The sequence below is a fragment of the Streptomyces sp. NPDC015127 genome, assembly GCF_043080095.1.
Classification (GTDB): Bacteria; Actinomycetota; Actinomycetes; order Streptomycetales; family Streptomycetaceae; genus Streptomyces.
This window is the reverse complement of sequence record NZ_JBIBVE010000018.1, coordinates 93,779-116,350: the sequence shown is the minus strand read 5'-3', so window position 1 is coordinate 116,350 and position 22,572 is coordinate 93,779. Positions and strand designations below refer to the sequence as shown.

25 protein-coding genes and 5 tRNA genes are annotated in these 22,572 nt (G+C 70.7%); 20 read left to right on the top strand and 10 right to left on the bottom strand.

Features of this window, described 5'->3' with window-relative positions:
- Positions 1–178: 178 nt before the first annotated feature.
- The 4 genes from ACF08N_RS30795 to ACF08N_RS30780 all read right to left on the bottom strand — a co-directional run bounded on the left by ACF08N_RS30795 (position 179) and on the right by ACF08N_RS30780 (position 4,951).
- Positions 179–760, bottom strand: coding sequence for an ATP/GTP-binding protein (locus ACF08N_RS30795; protein ID WP_050791472.1), 582 nt, complete (start codon positions 758–760; stop codon positions 179–181).
- On the bottom strand, positions 741–1,145 hold the full coding sequence (locus ACF08N_RS30790; protein ID WP_365993669.1) for a DUF742 domain-containing protein: 405 nt from the start codon (positions 1,143–1,145) through the stop codon (positions 741–743). Before ACF08N_RS30790 ends, ACF08N_RS30795 begins: the two co-directional genes overlap by 20 nt.
- Before the next feature lie 143 nt (positions 1,146–1,288).
- Complete coding sequence (locus tag ACF08N_RS30785) at positions 1,289–1,702, bottom strand: roadblock/LC7 domain-containing protein (protein ID WP_142214992.1); 414 nt, start codon at positions 1,700–1,702, stop codon at positions 1,289–1,291.
- 9 nt (positions 1,703–1,711) lie between these two features.
- The gene (locus ACF08N_RS30780; protein ID WP_392327990.1) at positions 1,712–4,951 is read right to left on the bottom strand and encodes a nitrate- and nitrite sensing domain-containing protein; all 3,240 of its coding nucleotides are present in this window, start codon (positions 4,949–4,951) and stop codon (positions 1,712–1,714) included.
- Positions 4,952–4,958: 7 nt separating this feature from the next.
- Here ACF08N_RS30780 and ACF08N_RS30775 point away from each other — a divergent pair, with 7 nt between their 5' ends.
- The 11 genes from ACF08N_RS30775 (at position 4,959) to ACF08N_RS30725 (ending at position 10,939) form a co-directional block, all read left to right on the top strand.
- Positions 4,959–5,237, top strand: a complete 279-nt coding sequence (locus ACF08N_RS30775) for a hypothetical protein (protein ID WP_392327989.1) — start codon at positions 4,959–4,961, stop codon at positions 5,235–5,237.
- A gap of 652 nt (positions 5,238–5,889) precedes the next feature.
- Complete coding sequence (locus ACF08N_RS30770; protein ID WP_392327988.1) at positions 5,890–6,066, top strand: hypothetical protein; 177 nt, start codon at positions 5,890–5,892, stop codon at positions 6,064–6,066.
- A 394-nt stretch (positions 6,067–6,460) separates the two neighbouring features.
- Positions 6,461–7,234 (top strand): fumarylacetoacetate hydrolase family protein, encoded by a 774-nt coding sequence (locus tag ACF08N_RS30765; protein WP_392327987.1) that lies wholly within the window; start codon positions 6,461–6,463, stop codon positions 7,232–7,234.
- Positions 7,227–8,702 carry a glutamate--tRNA ligase gene (gene gltX, locus ACF08N_RS30760; protein ID WP_392327986.1) on the top strand — a complete coding sequence of 492 codons (1,476 nt, stop codon included), beginning with the start codon at positions 7,227–7,229 and terminating at the stop codon, positions 8,700–8,702. Before ACF08N_RS30765 ends, gltX begins: the two co-directional genes overlap by 8 nt.
- A gap of 114 nt (positions 8,703–8,816) precedes the next feature.
- A complete protein-coding gene (locus ACF08N_RS30755; protein ID WP_392327985.1) occupies positions 8,817–9,485 on the top strand; it encodes a DUF4241 domain-containing protein in 669 nt (222 codons plus the stop codon).
- Positions 9,486–9,637: 152 nt separating this feature from the next.
- Positions 9,638–10,360, top strand: coding sequence for an HAD family hydrolase (locus ACF08N_RS30750; protein WP_392327984.1), 723 nt, complete (start codon positions 9,638–9,640; stop codon positions 10,358–10,360).
- A gap of 90 nt (positions 10,361–10,450) precedes the next feature.
- Positions 10,451–10,522 (top strand) — tRNA-Gln (locus ACF08N_RS30745).
- A gap of 21 nt (positions 10,523–10,543) precedes the next feature.
- Positions 10,544–10,616: transfer RNA gene (locus ACF08N_RS30740), tRNA-Glu, on the top strand.
- Positions 10,617–10,678: 62 nt separating this feature from the next.
- Positions 10,679–10,751, top strand: a tRNA-Glu gene (locus ACF08N_RS30735).
- A 16-nt stretch (positions 10,752–10,767) separates the two neighbouring features.
- Positions 10,768–10,839: transfer RNA gene (locus tag ACF08N_RS30730), tRNA-Gln, on the top strand.
- A 27-nt stretch (positions 10,840–10,866) separates the two neighbouring features.
- A tRNA-Glu gene (locus ACF08N_RS30725) sits at positions 10,867–10,939 on the top strand.
- A gap of 177 nt (positions 10,940–11,116) precedes the next feature.
- Here the strand turns inward: ACF08N_RS30725 and ACF08N_RS30720 are convergent.
- Both ACF08N_RS30720 and ndgR read right to left on the bottom strand, forming a co-directional pair.
- Entirely contained in the window at positions 11,117–11,365 is a 249-nt protein-coding gene (locus ACF08N_RS30720; RefSeq protein WP_392327983.1) for an SCO4226 family nickel-binding protein, read from the bottom strand.
- 127 nt (positions 11,366–11,492) lie between these two features.
- Entirely contained in the window at positions 11,493–12,209 is a 717-nt protein-coding gene (gene ndgR / locus ACF08N_RS30715) for an IclR family transcriptional regulator NdgR (protein ID WP_392327982.1), read from the bottom strand.
- A 144-nt stretch (positions 12,210–12,353) separates the two neighbouring features.
- On the opposite strand from ndgR, the gene leuC reads away from it, so the two are divergent.
- The 4 genes from leuC (at position 12,354) to ACF08N_RS30695 (ending at position 15,510) form a co-directional block, all read left to right on the top strand.
- Positions 12,354–13,784, top strand: coding sequence for a 3-isopropylmalate dehydratase large subunit (leuC, locus tag ACF08N_RS30710; RefSeq protein ID WP_392327981.1), 1,431 nt, complete (start codon positions 12,354–12,356; stop codon positions 13,782–13,784).
- Positions 13,785–13,790: 6 nt separating this feature from the next.
- Positions 13,791–14,384 carry a 3-isopropylmalate dehydratase small subunit gene (gene leuD / locus ACF08N_RS30705; RefSeq protein WP_392327980.1) on the top strand — a complete coding sequence of 198 codons (594 nt, stop codon included), beginning with the start codon at positions 13,791–13,793 and terminating at the stop codon, positions 14,382–14,384.
- A gap of 104 nt (positions 14,385–14,488) precedes the next feature.
- Positions 14,489–14,716: a hypothetical protein gene (locus ACF08N_RS30700; protein WP_142213448.1), complete on the top strand. Its 228-nt coding sequence runs from the start codon at positions 14,489–14,491 to the stop codon at positions 14,714–14,716.
- Between the two features lie 143 nt (positions 14,717–14,859).
- Positions 14,860–15,510 carry an HU family DNA-binding protein gene (locus ACF08N_RS30695; protein WP_392327979.1) on the top strand — a complete coding sequence of 217 codons (651 nt, stop codon included), beginning with the start codon at positions 14,860–14,862 and terminating at the stop codon, positions 15,508–15,510.
- A 91-nt stretch (positions 15,511–15,601) separates the two neighbouring features.
- Here ACF08N_RS30695 and ACF08N_RS30690 read toward each other — a convergent pair whose 3' ends face one another.
- On the bottom strand, positions 15,602–15,805 hold the full coding sequence (locus tag ACF08N_RS30690; protein ID WP_392327978.1) for a hypothetical protein: 204 nt from the start codon (positions 15,803–15,805) through the stop codon (positions 15,602–15,604).
- 52 nt (positions 15,806–15,857) lie between these two features.
- Entirely contained in the window at positions 15,858–16,490 is a 633-nt protein-coding gene (gene cofC, locus ACF08N_RS30685; RefSeq protein WP_392327977.1) for a 2-phospho-L-lactate guanylyltransferase, read from the bottom strand.
- 204 nt (positions 16,491–16,694) lie between these two features.
- Here cofC and ACF08N_RS30680 point away from each other — a divergent pair, with 204 nt between their 5' ends.
- From ACF08N_RS30680 to ACF08N_RS30670, 3 genes are read left to right on the top strand one after another with little or no spacing between them, the layout of a single operon-like run.
- Positions 16,695–17,447, top strand: a complete 753-nt coding sequence (locus ACF08N_RS30680; protein WP_392327976.1) for a lysophospholipid acyltransferase family protein — start codon at positions 16,695–16,697, stop codon at positions 17,445–17,447.
- Positions 17,444–18,454, top strand: a complete 1,011-nt coding sequence (locus ACF08N_RS30675; protein ID WP_392327975.1) for an NAD(P)H-dependent glycerol-3-phosphate dehydrogenase — start codon at positions 17,444–17,446, stop codon at positions 18,452–18,454. The genes ACF08N_RS30680 and ACF08N_RS30675 overlap by 4 nt, the downstream gene beginning before the upstream one ends.
- 34 nt (positions 18,455–18,488) lie before the next feature.
- Complete coding sequence (locus ACF08N_RS30670) at positions 18,489–19,646, top strand: D-alanine--D-alanine ligase family protein (protein ID WP_392327974.1); 1,158 nt, start codon at positions 18,489–18,491, stop codon at positions 19,644–19,646.
- 12 nt (positions 19,647–19,658) lie between these two features.
- Here ACF08N_RS30670 and ACF08N_RS30665 read toward each other — a convergent pair whose 3' ends face one another.
- Both ACF08N_RS30665 and ACF08N_RS30660 read right to left on the bottom strand, forming a co-directional pair.
- Positions 19,659–20,129, bottom strand: coding sequence for a DUF3515 domain-containing protein (locus tag ACF08N_RS30665; RefSeq protein ID WP_392327973.1), 471 nt, complete (start codon positions 20,127–20,129; stop codon positions 19,659–19,661).
- A 20-nt stretch (positions 20,130–20,149) separates the two neighbouring features.
- A complete protein-coding gene (locus ACF08N_RS30660; protein ID WP_392327972.1) occupies positions 20,150–20,383 on the bottom strand; it encodes an Lrp/AsnC ligand binding domain-containing protein in 234 nt (77 codons plus the stop codon).
- Between the two features lie 284 nt (positions 20,384–20,667).
- Between ACF08N_RS30660 and ACF08N_RS30655 the strand changes: the two genes are divergently transcribed.
- Complete coding sequence (locus tag ACF08N_RS30655; protein ID WP_392327971.1) at positions 20,668–21,654, top strand: thiamine-phosphate kinase; 987 nt, start codon at positions 20,668–20,670, stop codon at positions 21,652–21,654.
- A gap of 76 nt (positions 21,655–21,730) precedes the next feature.
- Positions 21,731–22,519 (top strand): bifunctional hydroxymethylpyrimidine kinase/phosphomethylpyrimidine kinase, encoded by a 789-nt coding sequence (gene thiD / locus ACF08N_RS30650; RefSeq protein WP_392327970.1) that lies wholly within the window; start codon positions 21,731–21,733, stop codon positions 22,517–22,519.
- The last annotated feature ends 53 nt before the right edge of the window (positions 22,520–22,572 follow it).

Genomic DNA, 22,572 nt, shown 5'->3' with positions numbered 1-22,572 from the left:
ATAAAGAACGAGCCCCGTCAAAAGGCGAGGCTCATGTGAGCACAGTGACACCGAGCGTGCGCAAGGGGTGGCAGCTGTCCCGCAATTCTCTTTCGAAACGTTATGAACAGCGGGGCGGGCCGTGTCAAAGGACACAGCCCGCGACCCGACAACTACGACAACTGCCGTACGGCGTCGTCTACTTGAGCCGCGCCATGAGGGCGTGCTCGACGAGGGTGATGAGGGCGCTCTTGGCGTCCGCGCGGTGGCGGGCGTCGGTGGTGATGATCGGGGTGTCGGGTCCGATCTGGAGGGCCTCGCGGACTTCTTCGGGGTTGTACGGCTGGTGTCCGTCGAAGCCGTTGAGGGCGATGACGAACGGCAGGCCGCTGTTCTCGAAGTAGTCGACGGCCGGGAAGCAGTCGGCGAGCCGCCGGGTGTCGACGAGGACGACGGCGCCGATGGCGCCGCGGACGAGGTCGTCCCACATGAACCAGAAGCGGTCCTGTCCGGGGGTACCGAAGAGGTACAGGATCAGGTCCTGGTCCAGGGTGATGCGGCCGAAGTCCATGGCGACGGTTGTCGTGGTCTTGTCGCCGGTGTGCGTGAGGTCGTCGATGCCCGCCGACGCTGACGTCATGACGGCCTCGGTACGCAGCGGGTTGATCTCCGAGACGGCGCCGACGAACGTGGTCTTGCCCACGCCGAAGCCGCCCGCCACCACGATCTTCGCGGAGGTCGTCGACCGGGCCGAACCGCCGCTAGAGCTTCCGAAGTCCACTGAGCACCCTTTCGAGCAGTGTCACATCCGGCGTACCGCCGGCCTCTCCGTTGCCCGGCTGGTGAATCGCCACCATGCCGGCCTCCGCCAGGTCGGCGACAAGGATGCGCGCGACACCGAGCGGCATGGACAGCAGCGCCGAGATCTCGGCGACCGACTTGACCTCCCGGCACAGGTGGCAGATCCGCTGGTGCTCGGGGAGCAGCCCGGCGAGCAGCGACGGGTCCGCGGTGGTGCTGACCAGCGCCTCTATCGCGAGCTGATAGCGCGGCCGGGTCCGGCCGCCGGTCATCGCGTACGGACGCACCAGCGGCTGGTCGCCCTCGTCCCCGTACGCGTCGAGTGACGTGCCGTACGGATCGTGAGAGGCGGGTGGCGGGGTCATGAATCCTCCGGGCGTGACAGCAAGTGGTCGGCTGTGCCGTCTGATGGGGCCGGTGGGGGGCCTTGGGGCGGCCGTTCGGGTTGTCGGGTGCGGTGGGGCCGCCGGACCGGCGAGTGGGGTCGCCGGGGCCGGCCGCCTGAACGTCAGTGCAGAAGACTTCCCTGGAGTTCGGCGCGCAGATCCGGGGTGAGGACGCTGCCCGCGCGGTCGACCAGAAGGGCCATCTCGTAGCCCACCAGGCCGATGTCGCACTCGGGGTGCGCGAGGACGGCCAGCGAGGACCCGTCGGAGACGGACATCAGGAACAGGAAGCCGCGTTCCATCTCGACGACGGTCTGGCTGACCGGACCGCCCTCGAAGATCCGGGAGGCCCCCGCGGTCAGCGAGGTGAGCCCGGACGCCACGGCCGCGAGCTGGTCGGCGCGGTCGCGGGGAAAACCTTCGGACATCGCCAGCAGAAGACCGTCGGCGGAGACCACCACCGTGTGCGACACCCCAGGGGTGTTGTCCACGAAGTTGGTGATCAACCAGTTCAGGTTCTGCGCCGCCTGGCTCATCGGGCTCAACTATCGCTCCTGCTGGTGAGTGGGGCCGAGGTCGAAGCTGCCGGTCGTCGAGCTGTTCTGCTGACGGCCCTGCTGGATGCCGCGGCGCAGATTGGTCAGCCGGCCGCGCACATCGTCGGGCGACCGCGAAACCTGCGGACCGGACTGGTGGTTCTGCTCCTGCGCGGTGCCCGGGACGAGGTTCGCTCGCGGGACGCGACGGGGCAGACCCGAGGTGGTGACGCCGCCGGCGGCGGGCTTGCGCACCCGCTCGGCCTGGCGCACCAGTTCGTCGTTGGGCGAGGTGCGCCAGGAGCCACCGTTCGCCGTGGGCGCGCCCGCCGGGGTGCCGGTGTTCGGCGCGGGGGCGCGCTGCGGCATGCGCGGAGCGGAACGCTCGGGCTGCTGCTGCTCGGCCTGCTGACCGCCCTGCCCGTGGAACCAGTTGGTCTCCAGCGTGTCGTACAGCGGCGTACGCCCGTCCCCGGGGTTCGACGCCGGAGGCAGGGCCTCGGGCTGGTGCGGGGCGGGCAGGGACGCGGCCGGCCGTGCCGGGGCGAAGCCCTCGTCCCGGTGGCGCGGGGCCTGCTGCTGCGGCGCCTGGAAGTCCGGGCGGGCGAACTGCGCGGTCTGCGCCGGGTCCTGGGCGTGCGGCTGCGAGCCGTTCTGGTCCGGTCGGGCGAACTGGCCCGTCGAGGACGGGTTCTGGCCGCCGTACACATCAGGACGTACGAACTGGCCGCCGGCACCGGGGCCGGCGGGCGCGTTGAAGTCGGGCCGGGGGAACTCGGCCGTGGAACCCGCACCGCGCGAGGCGTCGTGGTCCTCGTGGCCGCGCGGCGCGTCGGCCGCCGGGCGCTGCTGCGGAGCGGGGGCCTGGTCGCTGCCCCAGCTCGCGCGCTGCGGACGCGGCTCCTCACGCCGTGCGGGGGAGCCGCCCGGCAGCTCGGCGCGCGGACCGCCGGTCGGCGGCAGCTGTCGGCCGCGGTCGCCCGCACCCGGCGCACCCTGGCGGAAGGTGTTCTGCGGGGCCTCGCCCCGGGCGGGAGCCGGAGCGCCCTGCCCGCCACGGCCCGCGCCGAAGGCGCCGCCCTGACGCGAGGGGTCCTGCGGGGAGCCGTTCTGACCGCCCTGGGCCGGGCGGGGGGCACCGTCACGCCCCGACAGCGCGGCACGCGGCCCCGAGGGGGCGCCGACCTGGCCGCGCGGCGCACCGGTGCCGAGACGGCCGCCCGAGGGCGCACCGCCCGCGCCCGGATCGCTCAGGCCGGGACCACCGGCGCCTGGGCCGCCGAGGCCGGGACCGCCGCCGAGGCCCGGACGGCTGCCGCCGGCCGGAGCGCCGGGACGGCCGCCCGCCAGACCGGGAGCGCCGCCGCCGGGGCCCTGCCCCGCGGCGCCCGGACCGCCCGCACCCGGCTTGCCCGGAAGCTTCTTGCCGCCGTGGGCGACATCGACGGGCAGCATGACGAGCGCGGTGGTGCCGCCGGAGTCCGACGGGCGCAGCTGGATACGGATGCCGTGCCGCAGGGACAGGCGGCCGACCACGAACAGACCCATGCGGCGGGAGACCGAGACGTCCACGGTGGGCGGCGACGCCAGCCGCTCGTTGATCGCGGCGAGGTCCTCGGGGGAGAGGCCGATGCCGGTGTCGTGGATCTCGACGAGGACCCGTCCGTCGGGCAGCGCGTGACCGGTGACCCGGACCTTGGTCTGCGGGGAGGAGAACGACGTCGCGTTCTCCAGCAGCTCGGCGAGCAGGTGCACGAGGTCGTTGACGACGCGGCCGGCGACCTCGGTCGCCGGCACGGCCGCCAGCTCGATGCGCTCGTACTGCTCCACCTCGGACGCGGCGGCACGCAGGACGTCGACCAGCGGGACCGGGCGCGTCCACCGGCGGCCCGGCTCCTCGCCGGCGAGGACGAGGAGGTTCTCGCCGTTCCGGCGCATGCGGGTCGCGAGGTGGTCGAGCTTGAACAGCGACGACAGCTGGTCCGGGTCGGCCTCGCGGGACTCCAGCTCGGAGATGAGCGAGAGCTGGCGCTGGATGAGGCCCTGGGAGCGGCGCGAGAGGTTGGTGAACATCGCGTTGACGTTGCCCCGCAGCAAGGCCTGCTCGGCGGCGAGGCGGACCGCCTCGCGGTGCACGTCGTCGAAGGCCGCGGCCACCTGGCCGATCTCGTCCCGGGAGTGGACACCGACGGACTCGACGGAGGTGTCGACGTCCTGCGGGTCGGCCTCCGACAGCTGCTTGACGAGCTCGGGCAGCCGGTCCTGGGCGACTCGGGTGGCGGTGTCCTGCAGGCGGCGCAGCGAGCGGATCATGGACCGCGCCACGACGAACGCGCCGACGAGCGAGACGCCGAGGACGACGAGGATCAGCGCACCGTTGATGATGGCCTCGCGCTGCGACTCCTCGCGCAGCTCGCGGGCCTTGCTCTCCATCTGGCCGAGGAGGGTCGCCTCGATCTGCTTCATCGCGTTGATGCGGACCGAGTAGTCGTCGGTCCAGTCGAGGTGCGACCGCTCGGGCAGGCGGCCGATCTGGCCCTCGGTGTCCAGGACGCGCTTGGCGTACAGCTCCGAGGCCGCGATGGTCGGGTTGCCGTTGTCCAGCGTGGCGGTGAGCTCCTCGGCGTCGCCGCCGGTGGACTCGTAGATCGCCTTGAACGCCTTGAGCTCGGTCTCGCCGTTCTCCACGGCGGCCTTGCCGTACAGGCGGTCGTTCTCGGTGAGACCGGGTGCCTTGGCGTCGTCGCCGCCGGGCAGGGCCGCGGCGATGATCGCGCGCTGGATGGACGCGTACTCCTTGGCGGACGAGAACGCCGCCAGTGCGCGCGTGCGCTTGATCATCTCCGGGTTGCTGGTCGCCTGCGCCATGTCCTGCGACAGGCTCAGCAGGGACTCGATGAGCCGACTGTACGCCTCCACCGTCTGGGAGTTCGGGACGTCACCCTCGTACGCCGTGGCCCGGATCTTGTTCAGGCCGTTGACCTGGACCGCGATCTGGTTCGCGTTGGCGCGGATGCTCTCCAGCGCCTCGTCGTCGTCCGTGTTGGGGATGTCGCGCGTGGCGTCGAGAAACGCCTTCTTGACCAGGTCGGTCTGGTTGCGCGGGCCGGAGACCTTGAAGTCCGTGACGGGGGAGCCGTTGGCGAGCGGGCCGGCGGACAGGTCGCGCTCGGACTGGAGCGCCTGCGCCAGGTCGGTCGCCGCCCGGGTCATCTCCGTGAGCAGCTGCATGTGGTCAAGCTGCTTCATGTCGTCCATGGACTCCTGGATACGGAGTCCGCCCAGCGTGGTCGCCGCGACGACCGGCAGGGTGAGCAGGGAGACCAGACGCGTGCTGATGCGCCAGTTCCGCAGCGCGATGCGCGAGCCGGTGTCCGTGGGCCCCTTCGCCGAGGACGGCGTCTTCCCGCCGTCAGCGGAGGACGCCGAAGCCCCGGAGCGCGAGCCGCGCTCGCCGCTGTCACCGGGCGCGGCCGGTCCCTGGTTGTGGGCGTGCTGGGGCGAGGAGCCGCGGTCGGTCCCGCGCGGCTCCTGATCCGCCGCAGCTTCCCCGCGGCCCTGGCGGGCCGGGGGAGACCCCGAGCCATCCCTCTTGAAACGTCCCTGCACTAGCGTCGCAACCTCTGGACCAGGCGTCCCTCCGCTTGTACGGCGGGACGGTGTCGGCGTCTCGGGGCATCGATCGCGCCCCATGGTGGTCGTGAGTGACCGGCGCTGCTCCCCCTTCCCCGCCGCCACTCGGCGCTGCGTTGCGCCCCTTGCGCGCCGGCCTGAAACCGCGGCGGTGCGTGGAATTCCAGCACAGTGCCGGATCTCCAACAAGGGCCGTGTACCGGCCTGTGACCTGCGTGACACGTTGTAAGCGTTATGTCACAAGCCGTAGAAAGTGTTCGCGTAGAAAAAGGACTTTCCGGTATGAGTCGCTTAGGGGTGGGGGGTGTCCCAGTCGCGATGATCAGGAGCGGAATGGCTCCTTCAGTGGCGGAATGTCCGTTCCCGCAGGGAAGATCCACAGCCCGGATTGCCCGAAATGCCTCTCTCGTCGTGAGCAAACTCACATAGAGATCGACGTCTCCCCCTGGCTTTCGGTGGGAATTGAATGTTTAGCCTGACGCTTTACAAGGACGGTCCGTCCGTCAACTGCGCTTCTCGAAGCGTCCCTACTCCGACAAGGTCTGAAACAGCCGATGAAGACGACGATGATGTTCCGCAACATAGCCAACCCCCGTCGTACGACGCTCGCGCACCTCAAGGACGCGGACGAGCTGGAGACGCCGGAGCAGCCGGAGCACGCGCTCGATCTTCCCACCCAGACGGCCAACCCCCGCCGCACCGTCCTCATGGACGCGCCTGCTTCTCTTTGAGGCTCGGTTCCCCCTGGCCCCGCCGGGGGACCCCCACGGGGCGCCTTGAGACGGCGTCGACGGTCGATCGTGCTCGACTGCTCTCCCCCAGCCACCGCTGGGTGGGGCCCCACGCCCGCAGGGCGTAGGGGGAGTGCCCCCACTCGCAGCCTCCGCGGTTCTCCCTTTCGACACCCGCGCCCCTTCGGCTCTCCCCCTGGCTTCGCCGGGGGGACCCCCACGCCGCGGGGTGAACCCCCGCCCGCGGCGGAAGCCACCGGGTGACTCCCCGCCCGCGGCGGGATGCGCGAGGCAGGCAGCTCCCGCCGCGTTAGCCTGGAGCGTCAGTCTCCGGTTCAGCGAGCGTCAGCGAGTGGGCCGGTCAGCGAGTCACAGTGAGGGGCGGCAGCAACCCGTGCGCATCGCCAGGTTCTCCATCGACGGCAATGTCGCCTTCGGCGCGGTCGAGGAAGGCCCCGACGGCCTCCTCCTCGACATCATCAAGGGCATTCCGTACGCGGACTTCGCACTCTCGGGCACCAAGGTCCCGCTGAGCAAGGTCCGGCTGCTGCCCCCCGTGCTCCCCAACAAGGTCGTGGCCATCGGCCGCAACTACGCGGAGCACGCGGCGGAGCTCGGCAACGAGGTCCCCGAGGCCCCCATCGCCTTCTTCAAGCCCACCACCTCCGTGATCGGCTCCGGCGACGCCATCGAGTACCCCTCGTTCTCGAACGACCTCCACCACGAGGCCGAGCTCGCCGTCGTCATCGGCCGCATGTGCCGCGAAGTCCCGCGCGAACGCGTCAAGGACGTGATCTTCGGCTACACCTGCGCCAACGACGTCACCGCGCGCGACGTCCAGCAGCGCGAGAAGCAGTGGGCCAGGGCCAAGGGCTTCGACACCGCCTGCCCGCTCGGCCCCTGGGTGGAGACCGACCTCGACCCCGCCGACCTGACGATCCAGTGCACGGTCAACGGCGAACAGCGCCAACTGGGGCGTACGAGCGAGATGATCCGGTCCGTCGAGGACCTGATCGTGCACATCACCGAGGCCATGACGCTGCTCCCGGGCGACGTCGTCCTCACGGGCACCCCCGCGGGGGTCGGCCCCCTGAACGTCGGCGACGAGGTCGCCGTCACCATCGAAGGCATCGGCACTCTCACCAACAAGGTGATCAAGCGTGGCTAACGCGAACGTCCGAGTACGTTTCTGTCCGTCCCCGACCGGCAACCCCCATGTGGGCCTGGTCCGCACCGCCCTGTTCAACTGGGCCTACGCCCGGCACACCGGCGGCACCATGGTCTTCCGCATCGAGGACACCGACGCGGCCCGCGACTCCGAGGAGTCGTACCACCAGCTGCTCGACTCGCTGCGCTGGCTCGGGCTCGACTGGGACGAGGGCCCTGAAGTGGGCGGCCCCCACGGCCCCTACCGCCAGTCCCAGCGGATGGACATCTACCGGGATGTCGCCGACAAGCTGATCGCCGGCGGGTACGCGTACCACTGCTACTGCACCGCGCTGGAGCTGGAGGCGCGTCGCGACGCCGCCCGCGCCGCCGGCCGCCCCTCCGGTTACGACGGCAAGTGCCGCACGCTGACCGCCGAGCAGCGGGCCGCGTACGACGCCGAGGGCCGCGAGTCCATCGTGCGCTTCAAGATGCCCGACGAGCCGATCACCTTCACCGACCTGGTGCGCGGCGAGCTGACGTTCACGCCGGACAACGTCCCGGACTACGGCATCGTCCGCGCCAACGGCGCCCCGCTCTACACGCTCGTCAACCCGGTCGACGACGCGCTGATGGAGATCACCCACGTACTGCGCGGCGAGGACCTGCTCTCCTCCACGCCCCGCCAGATCGCGCTCTACAAGGCCCTGATCGAGCTGGGCGTCGCCAAGGGGATCCCCTCCTTCGGCCACCTGCCGTACGTCATGGGCGAGGGCAACAAGAAGCTGTCCAAGCGCGACCCGCAGGCATCGCTCAACCTCTACCGCGAGCGCGGCTTCCTCCCCGAGGGCCTGCTCAACTACCTGTCCCTGCTCGGCTGGTCGTTCTCGGCCGATCAGGACATCTTCACCATCCCGGAGATGGTCGCGAAGTTCGACCTCGCGGACGTCAACGCCAACCCCGCGCGTTTCGACCTGAAGAAGGCCGAGGCGATCAACGCCGACCACATCCGCATGCTGGACGTGAAGACGTTCACCGAGGCGTGCGAGCCGTGGCTGAAGGCCCCGCACGCCAACTGGGCGCCCGAGGACTTCGACCGGGCCGCCTGGGAGGCGATCGCCCCGCACGCGCAGACCCGGCTCACGGTCCTCTCGGACATCACGGCCAACGTCGACTTCCTGTTCCTGAAGGAGCCGGTGGAGGACGAGGCGTCGTGGACCAAGGCGATGAAGGGCGAGCCGGTCGCGCTGCTGACCACCGCCCGCGAGAAGCTCGAGACCGCCGACTGGTCGAGCCCCGAGTCCCTCAAGGAGGCCGTCCTGGCCGCCGGTGAGGCCCACGGCCTCAAGCTCGGCAAGGCCCAGGCCCCGGTCCGCGTCGCGGTCACCGGCCGCACGGTGGGCCTGCCGCTGTTCGAGTCCCTGGAGATCCTGGGCAAGGAGCGGACCCTGGCCCGCATCGACGCGGCGCTGGCGAAGCTCGCGGCGTAAGCACGGTGCCCGAAGGGGCGGTGGCCGAAGAGGCCGCCGCCCCTTCGGCGTTGTCGGAGCGCGGGACTAGTGTTCGGGGCGATCCCGATCGTCTCGGCTCCCTGGGGGACCAGCATGCCCATGCCCGCGCCCGACTTCTCCTGGCACTTCACGCCGGGCAACCGCTTCCAGGAGGAGAACGGGGTCGCCGGCACGATGTCGGTCACCGAGGCGGGGGAGCTGTGGCTGCCCACCGGCCGTGTCGTGGCCTGCGACCCGTTCATCTCCCTCGGGCACGGCGAGGTCGAGCCGTTCACGGCCGAGGTCGCTCCCGGCCGGTACCGGGTGGAGTGCGCCGTGGCCACCCTCACGCGACCCGACGAGGAGCCCTCCGACACCCCGCACCAGCGGATCGCCGCCGCGCGCCTGGTGATCGAGGACACGCCCCCGGCCTCCTGGGAGATCGGCCTCCAAGCCGGCCAGGACCTCTCGGAGCTCTCCGAGGACGAGTTCTTCGGCTACGGCGTCGACGCCGGAACCGGCTGCTTCTACGACGCCTCGTGCGACGAGTCGTTCCCCGAGTGCGAGGGCGACGAGGGCCCGCTGTGGGACGCCTTCGACGGGGAGGACGCCCACCTGGGCCCGCACACGATCGTGGCCCCGGACACCGGCCACAACCTGGTCGCCTTCAGCTCCGGCTGGGGCGACGGCGCGTACCCGACCTGGGTCGGCCGCGACGCCTCGGGCGGGATCGTCTGCTTCGTGACGGACTTCTTCGTGGTCCCGCCCGAGGCCCTGGCCTGAGCCCCGGCCCCGAACCCCTGCCCGGGCGGGCTCGTGGCGGTACGGTCGGATCATGCCGATCCGCGCCGTCCTCCGGGCCATCGACACGGCGTTCATCGGGGGATGACCCCCGAACCCCCAGCCGGGCGGGCTCGTGGCGGTACGGTCGGATCATGCCGATCCGCGCCGTCCTCTGGGACATCGACGACACGATCTTCGACTACGCGAGCGCCGACCGCGCCGGCATGCGCGAGCACCTGCGGAACGAGGGCCTGCCCGGCGGATACGACTCCGTCGAGCAGGCCCTCGTCGCATGGCGGGAGATCACCGAGATCCAGTGGGCCCGCTTCGCCGCCGGGGAGACCACGTTCACGGGGCAGCGCCGTGACAGGGTCCGGCAGTTCCTCGGCGCGCCGGGGATGAGCGACGACGAGGCCGATGCCTGGTTCGGCCGGCACGTCGAGCACTACGAGGCCGCCTGGGAGCTGTTCCCCGACGCCGTCCCCGTGCTCGATCTGCTCGCCCGTGACTACCGTCACGCCGTCCTGTCGAACTCCAGCATCCACAACCAGGACCGCAAGCTGCGCATCCTCGGTGTGCGGGACCGCTTCGAGGCCGTCGTGTGCGCGGTGGAGCTCGGCGTCTCCAAACCCGACGCCGCTGCCTTCCTCGGAGCCTGCGAGGTCATCGGCCTCGCCCCGCACGAGGTCGCGTACGTCGGTGACCAGCCGGACATCGACGCCCGAGGCGCCGTCGAGGCGGGACTCACCGGGATCTGGCTCGACCGCGGGGGCCTGGGCGGCAGACCGGAGCTCACCCGGATCACCGGTCTCGACCAGCTGCCCGCGCTGCTGAGCGGCGATACCCGTTTTGGAGCGCCGTCCACCTTCGGGTAATGTTCTTCCTGCGCCAAGGGGAGCGGGCCGAAAGGGCCGGAACCGGAAGCGCAAACCCGAACAATATCCCCACCGGGGGTTGCGTTTTGGTGGCCTATGGTGTAATTGGCAGCACGACTGATTCTGGTTCAGTTAGTCTAGGTTCGAGTCCTGGTAGGCCAGCTCGCAGAGCTCATCTGCAAAGCCCCCGTTGTGTAGCGGCCTAGCACGCTGCCCTCTCAAGGCAGTAGCGCCGGTTCGAATCCGGTCGGGGGTACAGATCCTTCCCGCGTGATCACCAGGGTCGCACCCGGTGTATGACGATGCAGGATCGCTAGGGCCCCCGTTGTGTAGCGGCCTAGCACGCCGCCCTCTCAAGGCGGTAGCGCCGGTTCGAATCCGGTCGGGGGTACTGGTCTAAACCACCATGGGCTATGGTGTAATTGGCAGCACGAGTGATTCTGGTTCATTTAGTCTAGGTTCGAGTCCTGGTAGCCCAGCGGATCCAGCTGATGGATCGCGATCTTGCCCCCGTTGTGTAGCGGCCTAGCACGCCGCCCTCTCAAGGCGGTAGCGCCGGTTCGAATCCGGTCGGGGGTACAGAGACCGAAGGGGTCCTCCACGCAAGTGGAGGGCCCTTTCGGCATTCCTCGCGACGGCCCCATCTGCCGTGCGCACGGCCCGAGTTCGGCGACGCCGGGTGGTCCCGGAGGGCGTAGGGGGCCGTCCACGGCGAAGCCTCCGTCGCCCGCGGCGCCGGAGGCTTCGCGCAGGGGCTCATACGGTCAGGGGCACCGCGTGGATCTCGTCGGCGGGGTGGCCCGTGCGCTCGTGTATGCGCTGCACGGCGTCCGCCGACGGGCCCTCGGACAGGCAGTAGACGGTGCCCGACTCCGGGTCCGCCCAGGCCTGCTTGAAGTGCACGCCCTCCTCGCCCTCGATCGCGAGGTCCGCACGGTGCGCCTCCCTGAGCTGGTCGCTCGTGATGCCCTTCATTCCGTGGTGTACATCCATGAACTCGGCCATGGTCCTGCACCTCCGTCGCTCGGCAGGTATCTCCATGCTGCACCCGGCAGGCACCGGAAACACCTCCGGCCGGCCCCTGCGGCGTTGGAGGGGCCGGCCGGCCGATGCGACGCTGTCGTGCGGAGGGTCAGCCGGAGCGGCGCAGCGCCTCGCTCAGGCGCGCGGCGGCGTCGATGACGGCCTGGGCGTGCATACGCCCGGGATGGCGAGTCAGGCGCTCGACCGGTCCGGAGACCGAGACGGCGGCCACCACCCGGTTCGACGGGCCCCGCACGGGAGCGGAGACCGAGGCCACGCCCGGCTCGCGCTCGCCGATCGACTGGGCCCAGCCCCGGCGCCGTACGCCCGAGAGGGCCGTCGCCGTGAAGCGGGCGCCCTGAAGCCCGCGGTGCAGGCGCTCGGGCTCCTCCCAGGCCATGAGGATCTGCGCCGAGGAGCCGGCCTTCATCGTGAGCGTGGAGCCGACGGGCACCGTGTCCCGCAGTCCGGACAGCCGCTCGGCCGCCGCCACGCAGATGCGCATGTCTCCCTGCCGGCGGTAGAGCTGGGCGCTCTCGCCGGTCACGTCGCGCAGATGTGTGAGCACAGGTCCGGCTGTGGCCAGCAGCCGGTCCTCGCCGGCCGCGGCGGCGAGCTCCGCCAGCCGCGGTCCGAGGATGAACCGGCCCTGCATGTCCCTCGCCACCATACGGTGGTGTTCCAGTGCCACGGCCAGGCGATGGGCCGTGGGTCGTGCGAGTCCCGTGGCCGCGACCAGACCCGCGAGGGTGGCCGGACCGGACTCCAGGGCGCTCAAGACAAGGGCCGCCTTGTCGAGAACACCGACGCCGCTAGAGTTGTCCATGCAACGATACTCGCGTCTCACTCTGTGAAACGCAAGTTCAATTTTCGAGGGATCTTGCGACGCTGTAGGTGCGGCCCGCGGACCAACGGGCAGTGCACAAGATCCTTAGTTGCGTCGGCGGCGCAGCCGGCCGGAGGGAAAGCGATGGGTAGGACACTCGCAGAGAAGGTCTGGGACGACCATGTCGTCCGGCGCGCCGAGGGCGAGCCCGACCTCCTCTTCATCGATCTGCACCTGCTGCACGAGGTGACCAGTCCGCAGGCCTTCGACGGTCTGCGCAAGAACGGTCGCCCGGTGCGGCGCCTCGACCTCACCATCGCCACCGAGGACCACAACACCCCGACCATCGACATCGACAAGCCGATCGCCGACCCGGTCTCCCGCGCACAGCTGGAGACCCTGCGCAGGAACTGCGCCGAGTTCGGTGTCCGGCTGCACCCGCTGGGCGATGTCGAGCAGGGCGTCGTGCACGTCGTGGGGCCCCAGCTGGGCCTGACCCAGCCCGGCACCACGGTCGTCTGCGGCGACTCGCACACCTCCACCCACGGCGCCTTCGGCGCGCTGGCCTTCGGTATCGGCACCTCCCAGGTGGAGCACGTGCTGGCCACCCAGACGCTGCCGATGGCCCGTCCCAAGACCATGGCCATCACGGTCGAGGGCGACCTGCCGGACGGCGTCACCGCCAAGGACCTGATCCTGGCCATCATCGCCAGGATCGGCACCGGCGGCGGCCAGGGCTATGTCATCGAGTACCGCGGCTCCGCCATCGAGAAGCTCTCGATGGAGGCCCGGATGACCATCTGCAACATGTCGATCGAGGCCGGTGCCCGGGCAGGCATGATCGCCCCGGACCGGACCACGTTCGACTACCTGAAGGGCCGCGACCACGCTCCCCAGGGCGAGGACTGGGACGCCGCGGTCGCGTACTGGGAGACGCTGCGCACGGACGACGACGCCGTCTTCGACGCCGAGGTGTTCATCGACGCCGCCGAACTGGCCCCGTTCGTCACCTGGGGCACCAACCCCGGCCAGGGCGCGCCCCTGTCGGCGAACGTCCCCGACCCGGCTTCGTACGAGGACGCTTCGGAGCGCCTGGCGGCCGAAAAGGCCCTGGAGTACATGGGGTTGACCGCCGGGCAGCCGCTGCGCGACATCAAGGTCGACACCGTCTTCGTAGGCTCGTGCACCAACGGCCGTATCGAGGACCTGCGCTCGGCCGCCGGGATCCTGGACGGGCGCAAAGTCGCCGACGGCGTACGGATGCTGGTCGTCCCGGGCTCCGTCCGGGTCGCCCTGCAGGCGGTCGAGGAGGGCCTGGACAAGGTCTTCACCGCCGCGGGTGCCGAATGGCGGCACGCGGGCTGCTCCATGTGTCTGGGCATGAACCCCGACCAGCTGGCCCCCGGCGAGCGTTCCGCGTCCACCTCCAACCGCAACTTCGAGGGCAGGCAGGGCAAGGGCGGCCGTACGCACCTGGTCTCGCCGCAGGTCGCCGCCGCCACCGCGGTGCTCGGCCGTCTGGCCTCGCCGGCCGACCTGTCCGGCGCCGATCTCTCCACGCCCGCGGGGGTCTGAGGAACCATGGAAGCTTTCACCACGCACACCGGCCGGGCCGTTCCGCTGCGCCGCAGCAACGTCGACACCGACCAGATCATCCCCGCGCACTGGCTGAAGCGGGTCACCCGCGACGGGTTCGAGGACGGGCTGTTCGAGGCCTGGCGCAAGGACCCCGAGTTCGTGCTCAACCGGCCCGAGCGCCAGGGCGCCTCGGTGCTCGTCGCCGGCCCCGACTTCGGCACCGGCTCCTCGCGCGAGCACGCCGTGTGGGCCCTGCAGAACTACGGATTCAAGACCGTCATCTCGTCCCGGTTCGCCGACATCTTCCGCGGCAACTCCCTCAAGAGCGGCCTGCTGACCGTCGTTCTCGACCAGGAGACCGTGGAGGCGCTCTGGCAGCTGACCGAGGCGGACCCGACCGTGGAGATCACGGTGGACCTGGAGCAGCGAAAGGTCCTCGCCCCGGGAATCTCCGCCGACTTCGAGCTCGACGAGAACGCCCGCTGGCGACTGCTGAACGGCCTCGACGACATCAGCCTCACCCTTCAGAACGAAGCGGACATCGCGGCGTACGAGGCGGCCCGACCGTCGTTCAAACCCCGTACGACGCACGCCTGAGCAGCGCTTTTCCCGTACTGCGCCCTCCACCCGCGGGTGGAGGGCGCAGCCGCATGTTGAGACCCTGTCGGGCGACAACTCGCCCCAGATGGCACAATCGGTGCATGGAACGTGACAGCCAACTCGAGCTCTACGAGGCGGTCGCGGCCCGATTGAAGGAAGCGCACACAAGAGTGCGCGCACTGCAAGTCCCGGAGGGCGTAAGGATGGCGCTGTCCCGGAAGCTGCTGGTCGTCACGGCAGCGGCGAAGCACGATCTCCCGGACGCGGCAAGGCGTCTGGACCGGTTGATGAAGGACCTCGACGAGGGCCGATTCCCTGAAGGTGACTGACCTCAGAACTCCGCGGAGGTCGACTTCGTTGCGGCACTAGGGTGATTAGCCCGTTTCGTGTTTGATTTGCGGTATATATCTGCCTAACGTGCGAAAAAGCCTGGACGCAATCGTTCCGGCCAAATGTCTCCGAAGGGGAAGACGTGAACAAGGCGCAGCTCGTAGAAGCGATTGCCGACAAGCTCGGCGGCCGTCAGCAGGCCGCTGACGCTGTCGACGCGGTGCTTGACGCGATCGTCCGCGCGACAGTCGCCGGAGACCGGGTGTCGGTCACCGGCTTCGGTTCGTTCGAGAAGGTCGACCGTCCCGCCCGTTACGCGCGCAACCCGCAGACGGGTGAGCGCGTGCGGGTCAAGAAGACGTCCGTTCCGCGATTCCGTGCGGGCCAGGGCTTCAAGGACCTGGTCAGCGGCACGAAGAAGCTCCCCAAGGGAGGCGAGGTCTCGGTCAAGAAGGCCCCCAAGGGCAGTCTTTCCGGTGGGGCTCCGACCCGTACGACCGCCAAGGCCGCGGCCAAGAAGGCCGCCGCCAAGAAGGCCACGGCGAAGAAGACCACCGCCAAGAAGGCGGCCCCGGCCAAGAAGGCCACGGCGAAGAAGACCACTGCCAAGAAGGCGGCCCCCGCGAAGACCGCCGCGGCCGCCAAGAAGGCGGCACCGGCGAAGGCCGCGGCCAAGAAGGCGACGGCGAAGAAGACCGCTCCCGCCAAGAAGGCCACCGCGAAGAAGGCGCCCGCCAAGAAGGCGACGGCGCGCAAGACCACCGCCAAGAAGACCACCGCCCGCAAGAAGTAGGCGGACGCAAGCGGTACAAGGTCACAGGGCCACTCACGCGCCGGGCCGGTCTCCCCCTGGGGAGACCGGCCCGCGGCGTGTGCGCCCGGCGTCAGAACGTCTGCAGCGTCACCAGGGTGATCCGGCGCGCCTCGCCCTCGCCCTCGGTCTCGATCCGCACCCGCTGACCGGGACGCAGCAGCCGCAGACCGCCCGCGTCGAAGGCGGCGGCGTCGAATTGCACCGGGGTGCCGTCGTCGAGCAGCACACTCCCGCTGCGGGTCTCGGGGTCGTACGTGTACGAGGTCGCCTGCATGCGCCCAGCCTACGGGGCCGACAGTCGCGCGGCGGACAGGGTCCGGCGGCCGCTAGAGGCCGTCCGGCGCGGGTGCGCCCGCCGTGAGCCGCCGGCTGGTCCGCGGGCCGACCCCGAGCGCCAGCGCGACCGACAGATCGGCTGCCGTGTCCACGTCCCGGCGCACGGAATCGACACCGCCGACCAGGATTTCCGTGGCGCCCGATGCCAAATGCCGACGGCGTGAAGGGCCCCCGAAAGCCGGGCGCAATTCCACTCCCGGCAGCGCGCTCAGCAATGTCGTGCCGATTCCCGCGGCATCCGCCAGAAATGCCCGGGTAAATACCGAAGCCGCGGCCAGTACCCGAGTCAATTCACGCGGCCGCAATGCCGGCAGATCGGCGTTGAGCGCGGCGACCGGCGCCGCCGGGCGCCGGGCGCGCACCGACTGCGCGCCGTGCGCCAGCGCCGCGTTCAGGCCCGCCGCGGGCGCGTCCGGCACGATCCGCGCCCCGAGCGCCGTCAGCGCCGCCCCGGCCGCCGGGTCGTCCGTGACGACCACCACATCGCGCACTGCCGGACAGGCCAGCGCCGCGGCCACGGTGTCCTGGGCGAAGGCGAGCGCGAGGCGCGGCCGCAGCGCGTCGTCCGCGGCGTCGCCCAGCCTGCTCTTGGCGAGCGCAAGGGGCTTCAGCGGGACGATCAAGGACCACAGGAAGGTCGGCTTCGTGTCCGTGGCGGGCTCTCCGTCCGTGCGCGTGGGGGCCTCATTGTCGCCCGGGACGGCGCAGGGCCCGAGGGCCGGGGTGTGGTGGCGGGGCGTACCGTGTCCTCGACAGACCAGGGGCGTGGGGCGACACTTGACCCCCAGCAGCCAGGCAATAGCCCGGTCGTAGAGGAAGGTGTCCGAGTGTCCCGCCGTAGAATCGGCTTCTGGTACCGCCTGGCGGCGGTCATCGCCAAGCCGCCGCTGTTGCTTCTGTTCAAGCGGGACTGGCGGGGAATGGAACACATTCCGGACGAGGGCGGATTCATCACCGCCATCAATCACAACTCGTACCTCGACATGTTCTCCTACGGGCACTTCCAGTACAACACCGGACGAGTGCCGCGCTTCCTGGCCAAGGCCGCCCTCTTCAAGGCGCCCGGTGTCGGACTGATGCTGCGCGGCACGGGCCAGATTCCCGTCTTCCGCGAGTCCTCGAACGCGGTCGGCGCCTTCCGCGCCGCCGTCGACGCCGTGGAGCGCGGCGAATGCGTGGCCTTCTACCCCGAGGGCACCCTCACCCGCGACCCCGGCCAGTGGCCGATGACCGCGAAGACCGGAGTGGCCCGCGCCGCCCTGCAGACCAAGGCGCCGGTCATCCCGATCGCCCAGTGGGGCGCCAACTTGGCGATGCCGCCGTACGCCAAGGAGAAGAAGGTCCGCTTCTTCCCCCGCAAGACGCTCCGGGTTCTGGCCGGCCCGCCCGTCGACCTCACGCGCTTCTACGGCCAGGACCCCACGCCCGAGGTGCTCAAGGCCGCGACCGAGGAGATCATGGCCGCGATCACCGCGCTGCTGGAGGAGATCCGCGGCGAGAAGGCGCCCGAGAAACCGTACGATCTGCGCGAAGTGCGTGCCGAGCAGCGCCGCAAGGCCGCCGGGGAGGAAGTGAAGTGACACAGCCCGTCAAGGCAGCCGTCTTCGGAACGGGCTCGTGGGGCACCGCGTTCGGCATGGTCCTCGCCGACGCGGGCTGCGACGTCACCCTCTGGGGCCGCCGTGCCGAACTCGCCGACGCCATCAACACCACCCGTACCAACCCGGACTACCTGCCGGGCATCGAGCTCCCGCAGAACCTGCGGGCCACCACCGACGCGGCCGAGGCCCTTCAGGGCGCCGACTTCACCGTCCTCGCCGTCCCCTCCCAGACGCTGCGCGGCAATCTCGCCGCCTGGGCCCCGAAACTGGCCCCGGACACCGTCCTCGTCTCGCTGATGAAGGGCGTCGAACTGGGCACCGCGAAGCGGATGAGCGAGGTCATCGAGGAGGTGGCCGAGGTGCCCGCCGACCGCGTCGCCGTGGTCACCGGCCCCAATCTGGCCAAGGAGATCGCCTGCCGCATGCCGGCCGCCGCCGTGGTCGCCTGCCGCGACGAGGCCGTGGCCCGGCGGCTGCAGTCCGCCTGCCACACCCCGTACTTCCGCCCGTACACCAACACCGACGTCGTCGGCTGCGAACTGGGCGGCGCTGTGAAGAACGTCATCGGGCTCGCCGTCGGCATCGCCGACGGCATGGGACTCGGGGACAACGCCAAGGGATCGCTCATCACCCGCGGGCTCGCCGAGACCACGCGCCTCGGCCTCGCCATGGGCGCCGACCCGCTCACCTTCTCGGGACTCGCCGGCCTCGGCGACCTCGTCGCCACCTGCTCCTCGCCCCTGTCGCGGAACCACACCTTCGGCACCAACCTCGGCCGCGGTATGACGCTCCAGGAGACCATCGCCGTCACCAAGCAGACCGCGGAAGGAGTCAAGTCCTGCGAGTCGGTGCTCGATCTGGCGCGCCGGCACGATGTCGACATGCCCATCACGGAGACGGTCGTCGACATCGTCCACGAGGGGAAGCCGCCGGTCGTCGCGCTCAAGGAGCTGATGTCCCGCGCCGCCAAGTCCGAGCGGCGCTGACGGGTCAGGAACCAGCGGGTAGTCTCATCGCGATATGAGCACCGAGAACCTCCCCCAGAGCCCCGAGCAGCAGCTCCGCAAGCCGCGCGTAGCCGTCGTCTTCGGCGGCCGCAGCTCCGAACACGGGATCTCCGTGGTCACCGCGGGCGCGGTGCTGCGGGCCATCGACCGCACCAAGTACGACGTGCTGCCGATCGGCATCACCAGCGACGGCCGGTGGGCTCTGACCGCCGACGAGCCGGAGCGGATGGCGATCACCGAGCGCCGCACGCCCAGTGTCGAGGAACTGGCCGAGTCCGACGAGGGCGGCGTGGTGCTCTCCGTCGACCCCGGCAGCCGCGAGGTCGTCTACAGCGAGCCCGGCTCCGTGCCCAAGGCGCTCGGCGAGGTCGACGTCGTCTTCCCGATGCTGCACGGCCCGTACGGCGAGGACGGCACGCTCCAGGGTCTGCTGGAGCTCTCCGGCGTCCCGTACGTCGGCTCGGGCGTGCTCGCCTCGGCCGTCGGCCAGGACAAGGAGTACATGAAGCGGGTCTTCCTCTCCTTCGGCCTGCCCGTCGGCCCCTACGAGGTGATCCGCCCGCGCGAGTGGGCGGCCGACCCGGCCGCCGCCCGCAAGAAGATCGTTGACTTCGCCGGCGAGCACGGCTGGCCGCTGTTCATCAAGCCCGCACGCGGCGGCTCCTCGATGGGCATCACCAAGGTCGACGGCCTCGCCGGACTCGACGACGCGATCGCCGAGGCGCAGCGCCACGATCCCAAGATCCTGGTGGAGTCGCTGCTGCGCGGGCGTGAGATCGAGTGCGGCGTGCTCGAGTTCGAGGACGGCCCGCGCGCCAGCGTGCCCGCCGAGATCCCGCCCGTCTCCTCGCACGACTTCTACGACTTCGAGGCCAAGTACATCGACTCGGCGCCCGGTCTGGTGCCCGCGCCGCTGACCGAGGAGCAGACGGCCGAGGTGCAGCGGCTCGCGGTCGAGGCGTTCGACGCCGCCTCCTGCGAGGGCCTCGTGCGCGCGGACTTCTTCCTCACGGAGGACGGCGAGTTCGTCATCAACGAGATCAACACCATGCCGGGCTTCACACCCATCTCCATGTACCCGCGGATGTGGCAGGAGAGCGGCGTGTCCTACACCGAGCTGGTGGACCGCCTCATCCAGGCGGCATTGAACCGCTCCACCGGACTGCGGTAGTCCGCAGCCGGATCACAGCGTGGCCGGGACCGTCTTCGCGACGGGCCCGGCCAGATCCGTGAGCGGGCTCGCGTCGTGCAGGTACTGCTTGCCGAGGGTGACCTCGACGTAGGTTCTGCGGTACGTCGTGGTGAAGCGCGGACCGTCGTCGCGCTCCTCCAGCAGCCAGTTGACGCCGTTCACCTCGACCCCCTGCGCCTGCGGATCGGACATCCTCTCCGGCCGGGGCACACCGCAGCGCAGTACGATCGCGGCATCGCCCCAGCCGGCGGTGAGTTCGGACGCGGGCTCGGGATCCTCACGTTCCTGTCCCGCGACCGACCGCGGCAGTGCTCGGTCGAGCGCACGGCACAGGGCGGCTTCCTGGGCCGGGGGGCTGGGAACCGCCGCCGACGCCGATGCGTCGCTGGAGGAGCAGCCCGCGGCGGCCACCAGGAGCGCGGCGGCGGACAGGACAAGGGGCCGGCGGTCGAAAGACGTCACCGGCCAAGGGTAGACGGGGGCTAGAGGTGGACGACCGGGCAGGTGAGGGTGCGGGTGATGCCGTCGACTTGCTGGACCTTGGCGACCACCATGCGACCCAGTTCGTCGACCGTGTCGGCCTGGGCGCGCACAATGACGTCGTAGGGGCCGGTCACATCCTCGGCCTGGATCACGCCGTTGATCTTGCCGATGGTCTCGGCGACCGTCGACGCCTTGCCCACCTCGGTCTGAATGAGGATGTACGCCTGTACCACGGAACCTCCAGGGCGGCAGCAGGATCATGCCCCCTACCGTCGGTGGGGAGATCCCAAGGAGAAGGGTCGCCACGGTATCGCGTCGTCGCGGGCCACGGGGAGACCCGCGCGGCCGACGGCGCCCGCAGCGTGGCGTACACAGAACAGAAGTTGACGTATCTCTTGACGGTACCGACGGCCGTGACGGCCCGCGACCGCAGTGCGCGGTCCTCCGGAGCGGCCGCCGACACGTCGAACACATCGGATATATCGGACACATCGACAATGCGGAGAGGTGAACCTCGGTGAAGGGCACTGTGGGCGAGTTGGGGGAGTTCGGGCTCATCAGGGAGCTCACCTCCCGGCTCACCTCCACCCCCGCGGTGCGGCTGGGACCCGGCGACGACGCCGCGGTCGTGGCCGCACCCGACCGGCGGGTCGTGGCGAGCACGGACCTGCTGCTGGAGGGCCGGCACTTCCGCCGCGACTGGTCGACGGCGTACGACGTCGGGCGCAAGGCCGCCGCCCAGAATCTGGCCGACATCGCGGCCATGGGCGCGGTCCCGACCGCCCTTCTCCTCGGGCTCGTCGTCCCCGCCGAGCTCCCCGTCACCTGGGCCACCGAGCTCATGGACGGCATCCGGGACGAGTGCCAGGTCGCCGGGGCGGCCGTCGTCGGGGGCGACGTCGTACGCGGCGACGTGATCACCGTCGCGATCACTGCGCTCGGCGACCTGCGCAACCACGAGCCGGTGACCCGCGCGGGCGCCCAGCCCGGCGACGTCGTCGCCTACACCGGCTGGCTCGGCTGGTCCGCGGCCGGGCACGCGGTGCTCTCACGCGGCTTCCGCTCGCCGCGCGCCTTCGTCGAGGCGCACCGGCGGCCCGAGCCGCCGTACCACGCGGGCCCCGCGGCCGCCGGGCTCGGCGCCACCGCCATGTGCGACGTCAGCGACGGACTCGTCGCCGACCTCGGGCACATCGCCGAGGCCAGCAAGGTCCGCATCGACCTGCGCTCCGGGCTGATCGACATCCCCTCGCAGATGAACGACATCGGCCAGGCCGTCGGTGTCGACCCGCTCCAGTGGGTGCTGACCGGGGGAGAGGACCACGCGATCGTCGCGACGTTCCCGCCGGACGCCAAGCTGCCCGCCCGCTGGAAGGTGATCGGGGAGGTGCTCAACCCGTCGGCGCTGCCCCAGGTGACCGTCGACGGCGCACCGTGGACCAGCAAGGGCGGCTGGGACCACTTCGGGGACATCGAGGACGGCAGGCAGCCCGACGCCCCGTAGCTCAGGTTCTGCGGCTCCGGATTCCCCGGTGGAGGCGGGCGCCTGCCGGTTTCGGACGCCCAGTAGATTCGGGGGCATGTCTCAGCCCCCTCGCGTGCTCACCGTCGCCGGGTCCGACTCCGGCGGCGGTGCCGGCATACAGGCCGACCTCAAGACCATGCTCGCGCTCGGCGTCCACGGCATGAGCGTGCTGACCGCCGTCACCGCCCAGAACTCCACCGGGGTGCAGGGCGCGTGGGAGCTGCCCGTGGAGGCGGTACGGGCCCAGTACCGCAGCGTCGTCGACGACATCGGCGTGCAGGCCGTGAAGACCGGCATGCTGGCCTCCGCCGAACTCGTCGAGACCGTCGCCGAGCTGCTCGCCGCCACCGACGCCCCCGTGGTCGTCGATCCCGTCGGTGTCTCCAAGCACGGGGACCCGCTGCTGGCGGCCTCCGCGCTCGACTCCGTACGCACCAAGCTGCTGCCCACGGCCACCGTGGCCACCCCGAACCTCGACGAGGTCGCCCAGCTCACCGGCATCGAGGTGCACGACGAGCCGGGCATGCGCCGGGCCGCCGACGCCGTCCTCGGATTCGGACCGCGCTGGGCGCTGATCAAGGGCGGGCATCTCGCCGGGGACGCCGTCGACCTGCTCACCGACGGAAGCGAGGAGCACTGGCTGCGCGCCGATCGCCTCGACAACCGGCACACGCACGGCACCGGCTGCACGCTGGCGTCGGCGGTCGCGTCGGGGCTGGCCAGGGGAATGGCCGTGCCGGAGGCCGTACGGGCGGCCAAGGAGTACGTCACCGGGGCGATCGCGGCCGGCTTCGCGCTGGGCGCGGGCATCGGCCCGGTCGACCACGGCTGGCGATTCCGCTAGCGGGAAAGGCGAAAAGCCGGTCCACCGAGGTGGACCGGCTTTCAAGGCAACCG

Coding starts and splice junctions, on each gene's coding strand:
- ACF08N_RS30720 (WP_392327983.1), bottom strand. CDS start 11,365: ATGGCCGAGTTCATGGATGTACACCACGGAATGAAGGGCATCACGAGC.
- ACF08N_RS30770 (WP_392327988.1), top strand. CDS start 5,890: ATGAAGACGACGATGATGTTCCGCAACATAGCCAACCCCCGTCGTACG.
- ACF08N_RS30755 (WP_392327985.1), top strand. CDS start 8,817: ATGCCCATGCCCGCGCCCGACTTCTCCTGGCACTTCACGCCGGGCAAC.
- ACF08N_RS30670 (WP_392327974.1), top strand. CDS start 18,489: ATGAGCACCGAGAACCTCCCCCAGAGCCCCGAGCAGCAGCTCCGCAAG.
- ACF08N_RS30775 (WP_392327989.1), top strand. CDS start 4,959: ATGGACTCCTGGATACGGAGTCCGCCCAGCGTGGTCGCCGCGACGACC.
- ACF08N_RS30700 (WP_142213448.1), top strand. CDS start 14,489: ATGGAACGTGACAGCCAACTCGAGCTCTACGAGGCGGTCGCGGCCCGA.
- leuC (WP_392327981.1), top strand. CDS start 12,354: ATGGGTAGGACACTCGCAGAGAAGGTCTGGGACGACCATGTCGTCCGG.
- ACF08N_RS30780 (WP_392327990.1), bottom strand. CDS start 4,951: ATGAAGCAGCTTGACCACATGCAGCTGCTCACGGAGATGACCCGGGCG.
- thiD (WP_392327970.1), top strand. CDS start 21,731: ATGTCTCAGCCCCCTCGCGTGCTCACCGTCGCCGGGTCCGACTCCGGC.
- ndgR (WP_392327982.1), bottom strand. CDS start 12,209: ATGGACAACTCTAGCGGCGTCGGTGTTCTCGACAAGGCGGCCCTTGTC.
- ACF08N_RS30690 (WP_392327978.1), bottom strand. CDS start 15,805: ATGCAGGCGACCTCGTACACGTACGACCCCGAGACCCGCAGCGGGAGT.
- ACF08N_RS30790 (WP_365993669.1), bottom strand. CDS start 1,145: ATGACCCCGCCACCCGCCTCTCACGATCCGTACGGCACGTCACTCGAC.
- leuD (WP_392327980.1), top strand. CDS start 13,791: ATGGAAGCTTTCACCACGCACACCGGCCGGGCCGTTCCGCTGCGCCGC.
- ACF08N_RS30785 (WP_142214992.1), bottom strand. CDS start 1,702: ATGAGCCAGGCGGCGCAGAACCTGAACTGGTTGATCACCAACTTCGTG.
- ACF08N_RS30750 (WP_392327984.1), top strand. CDS start 9,638: ATGCCGATCCGCGCCGTCCTCTGGGACATCGACGACACGATCTTCGAC.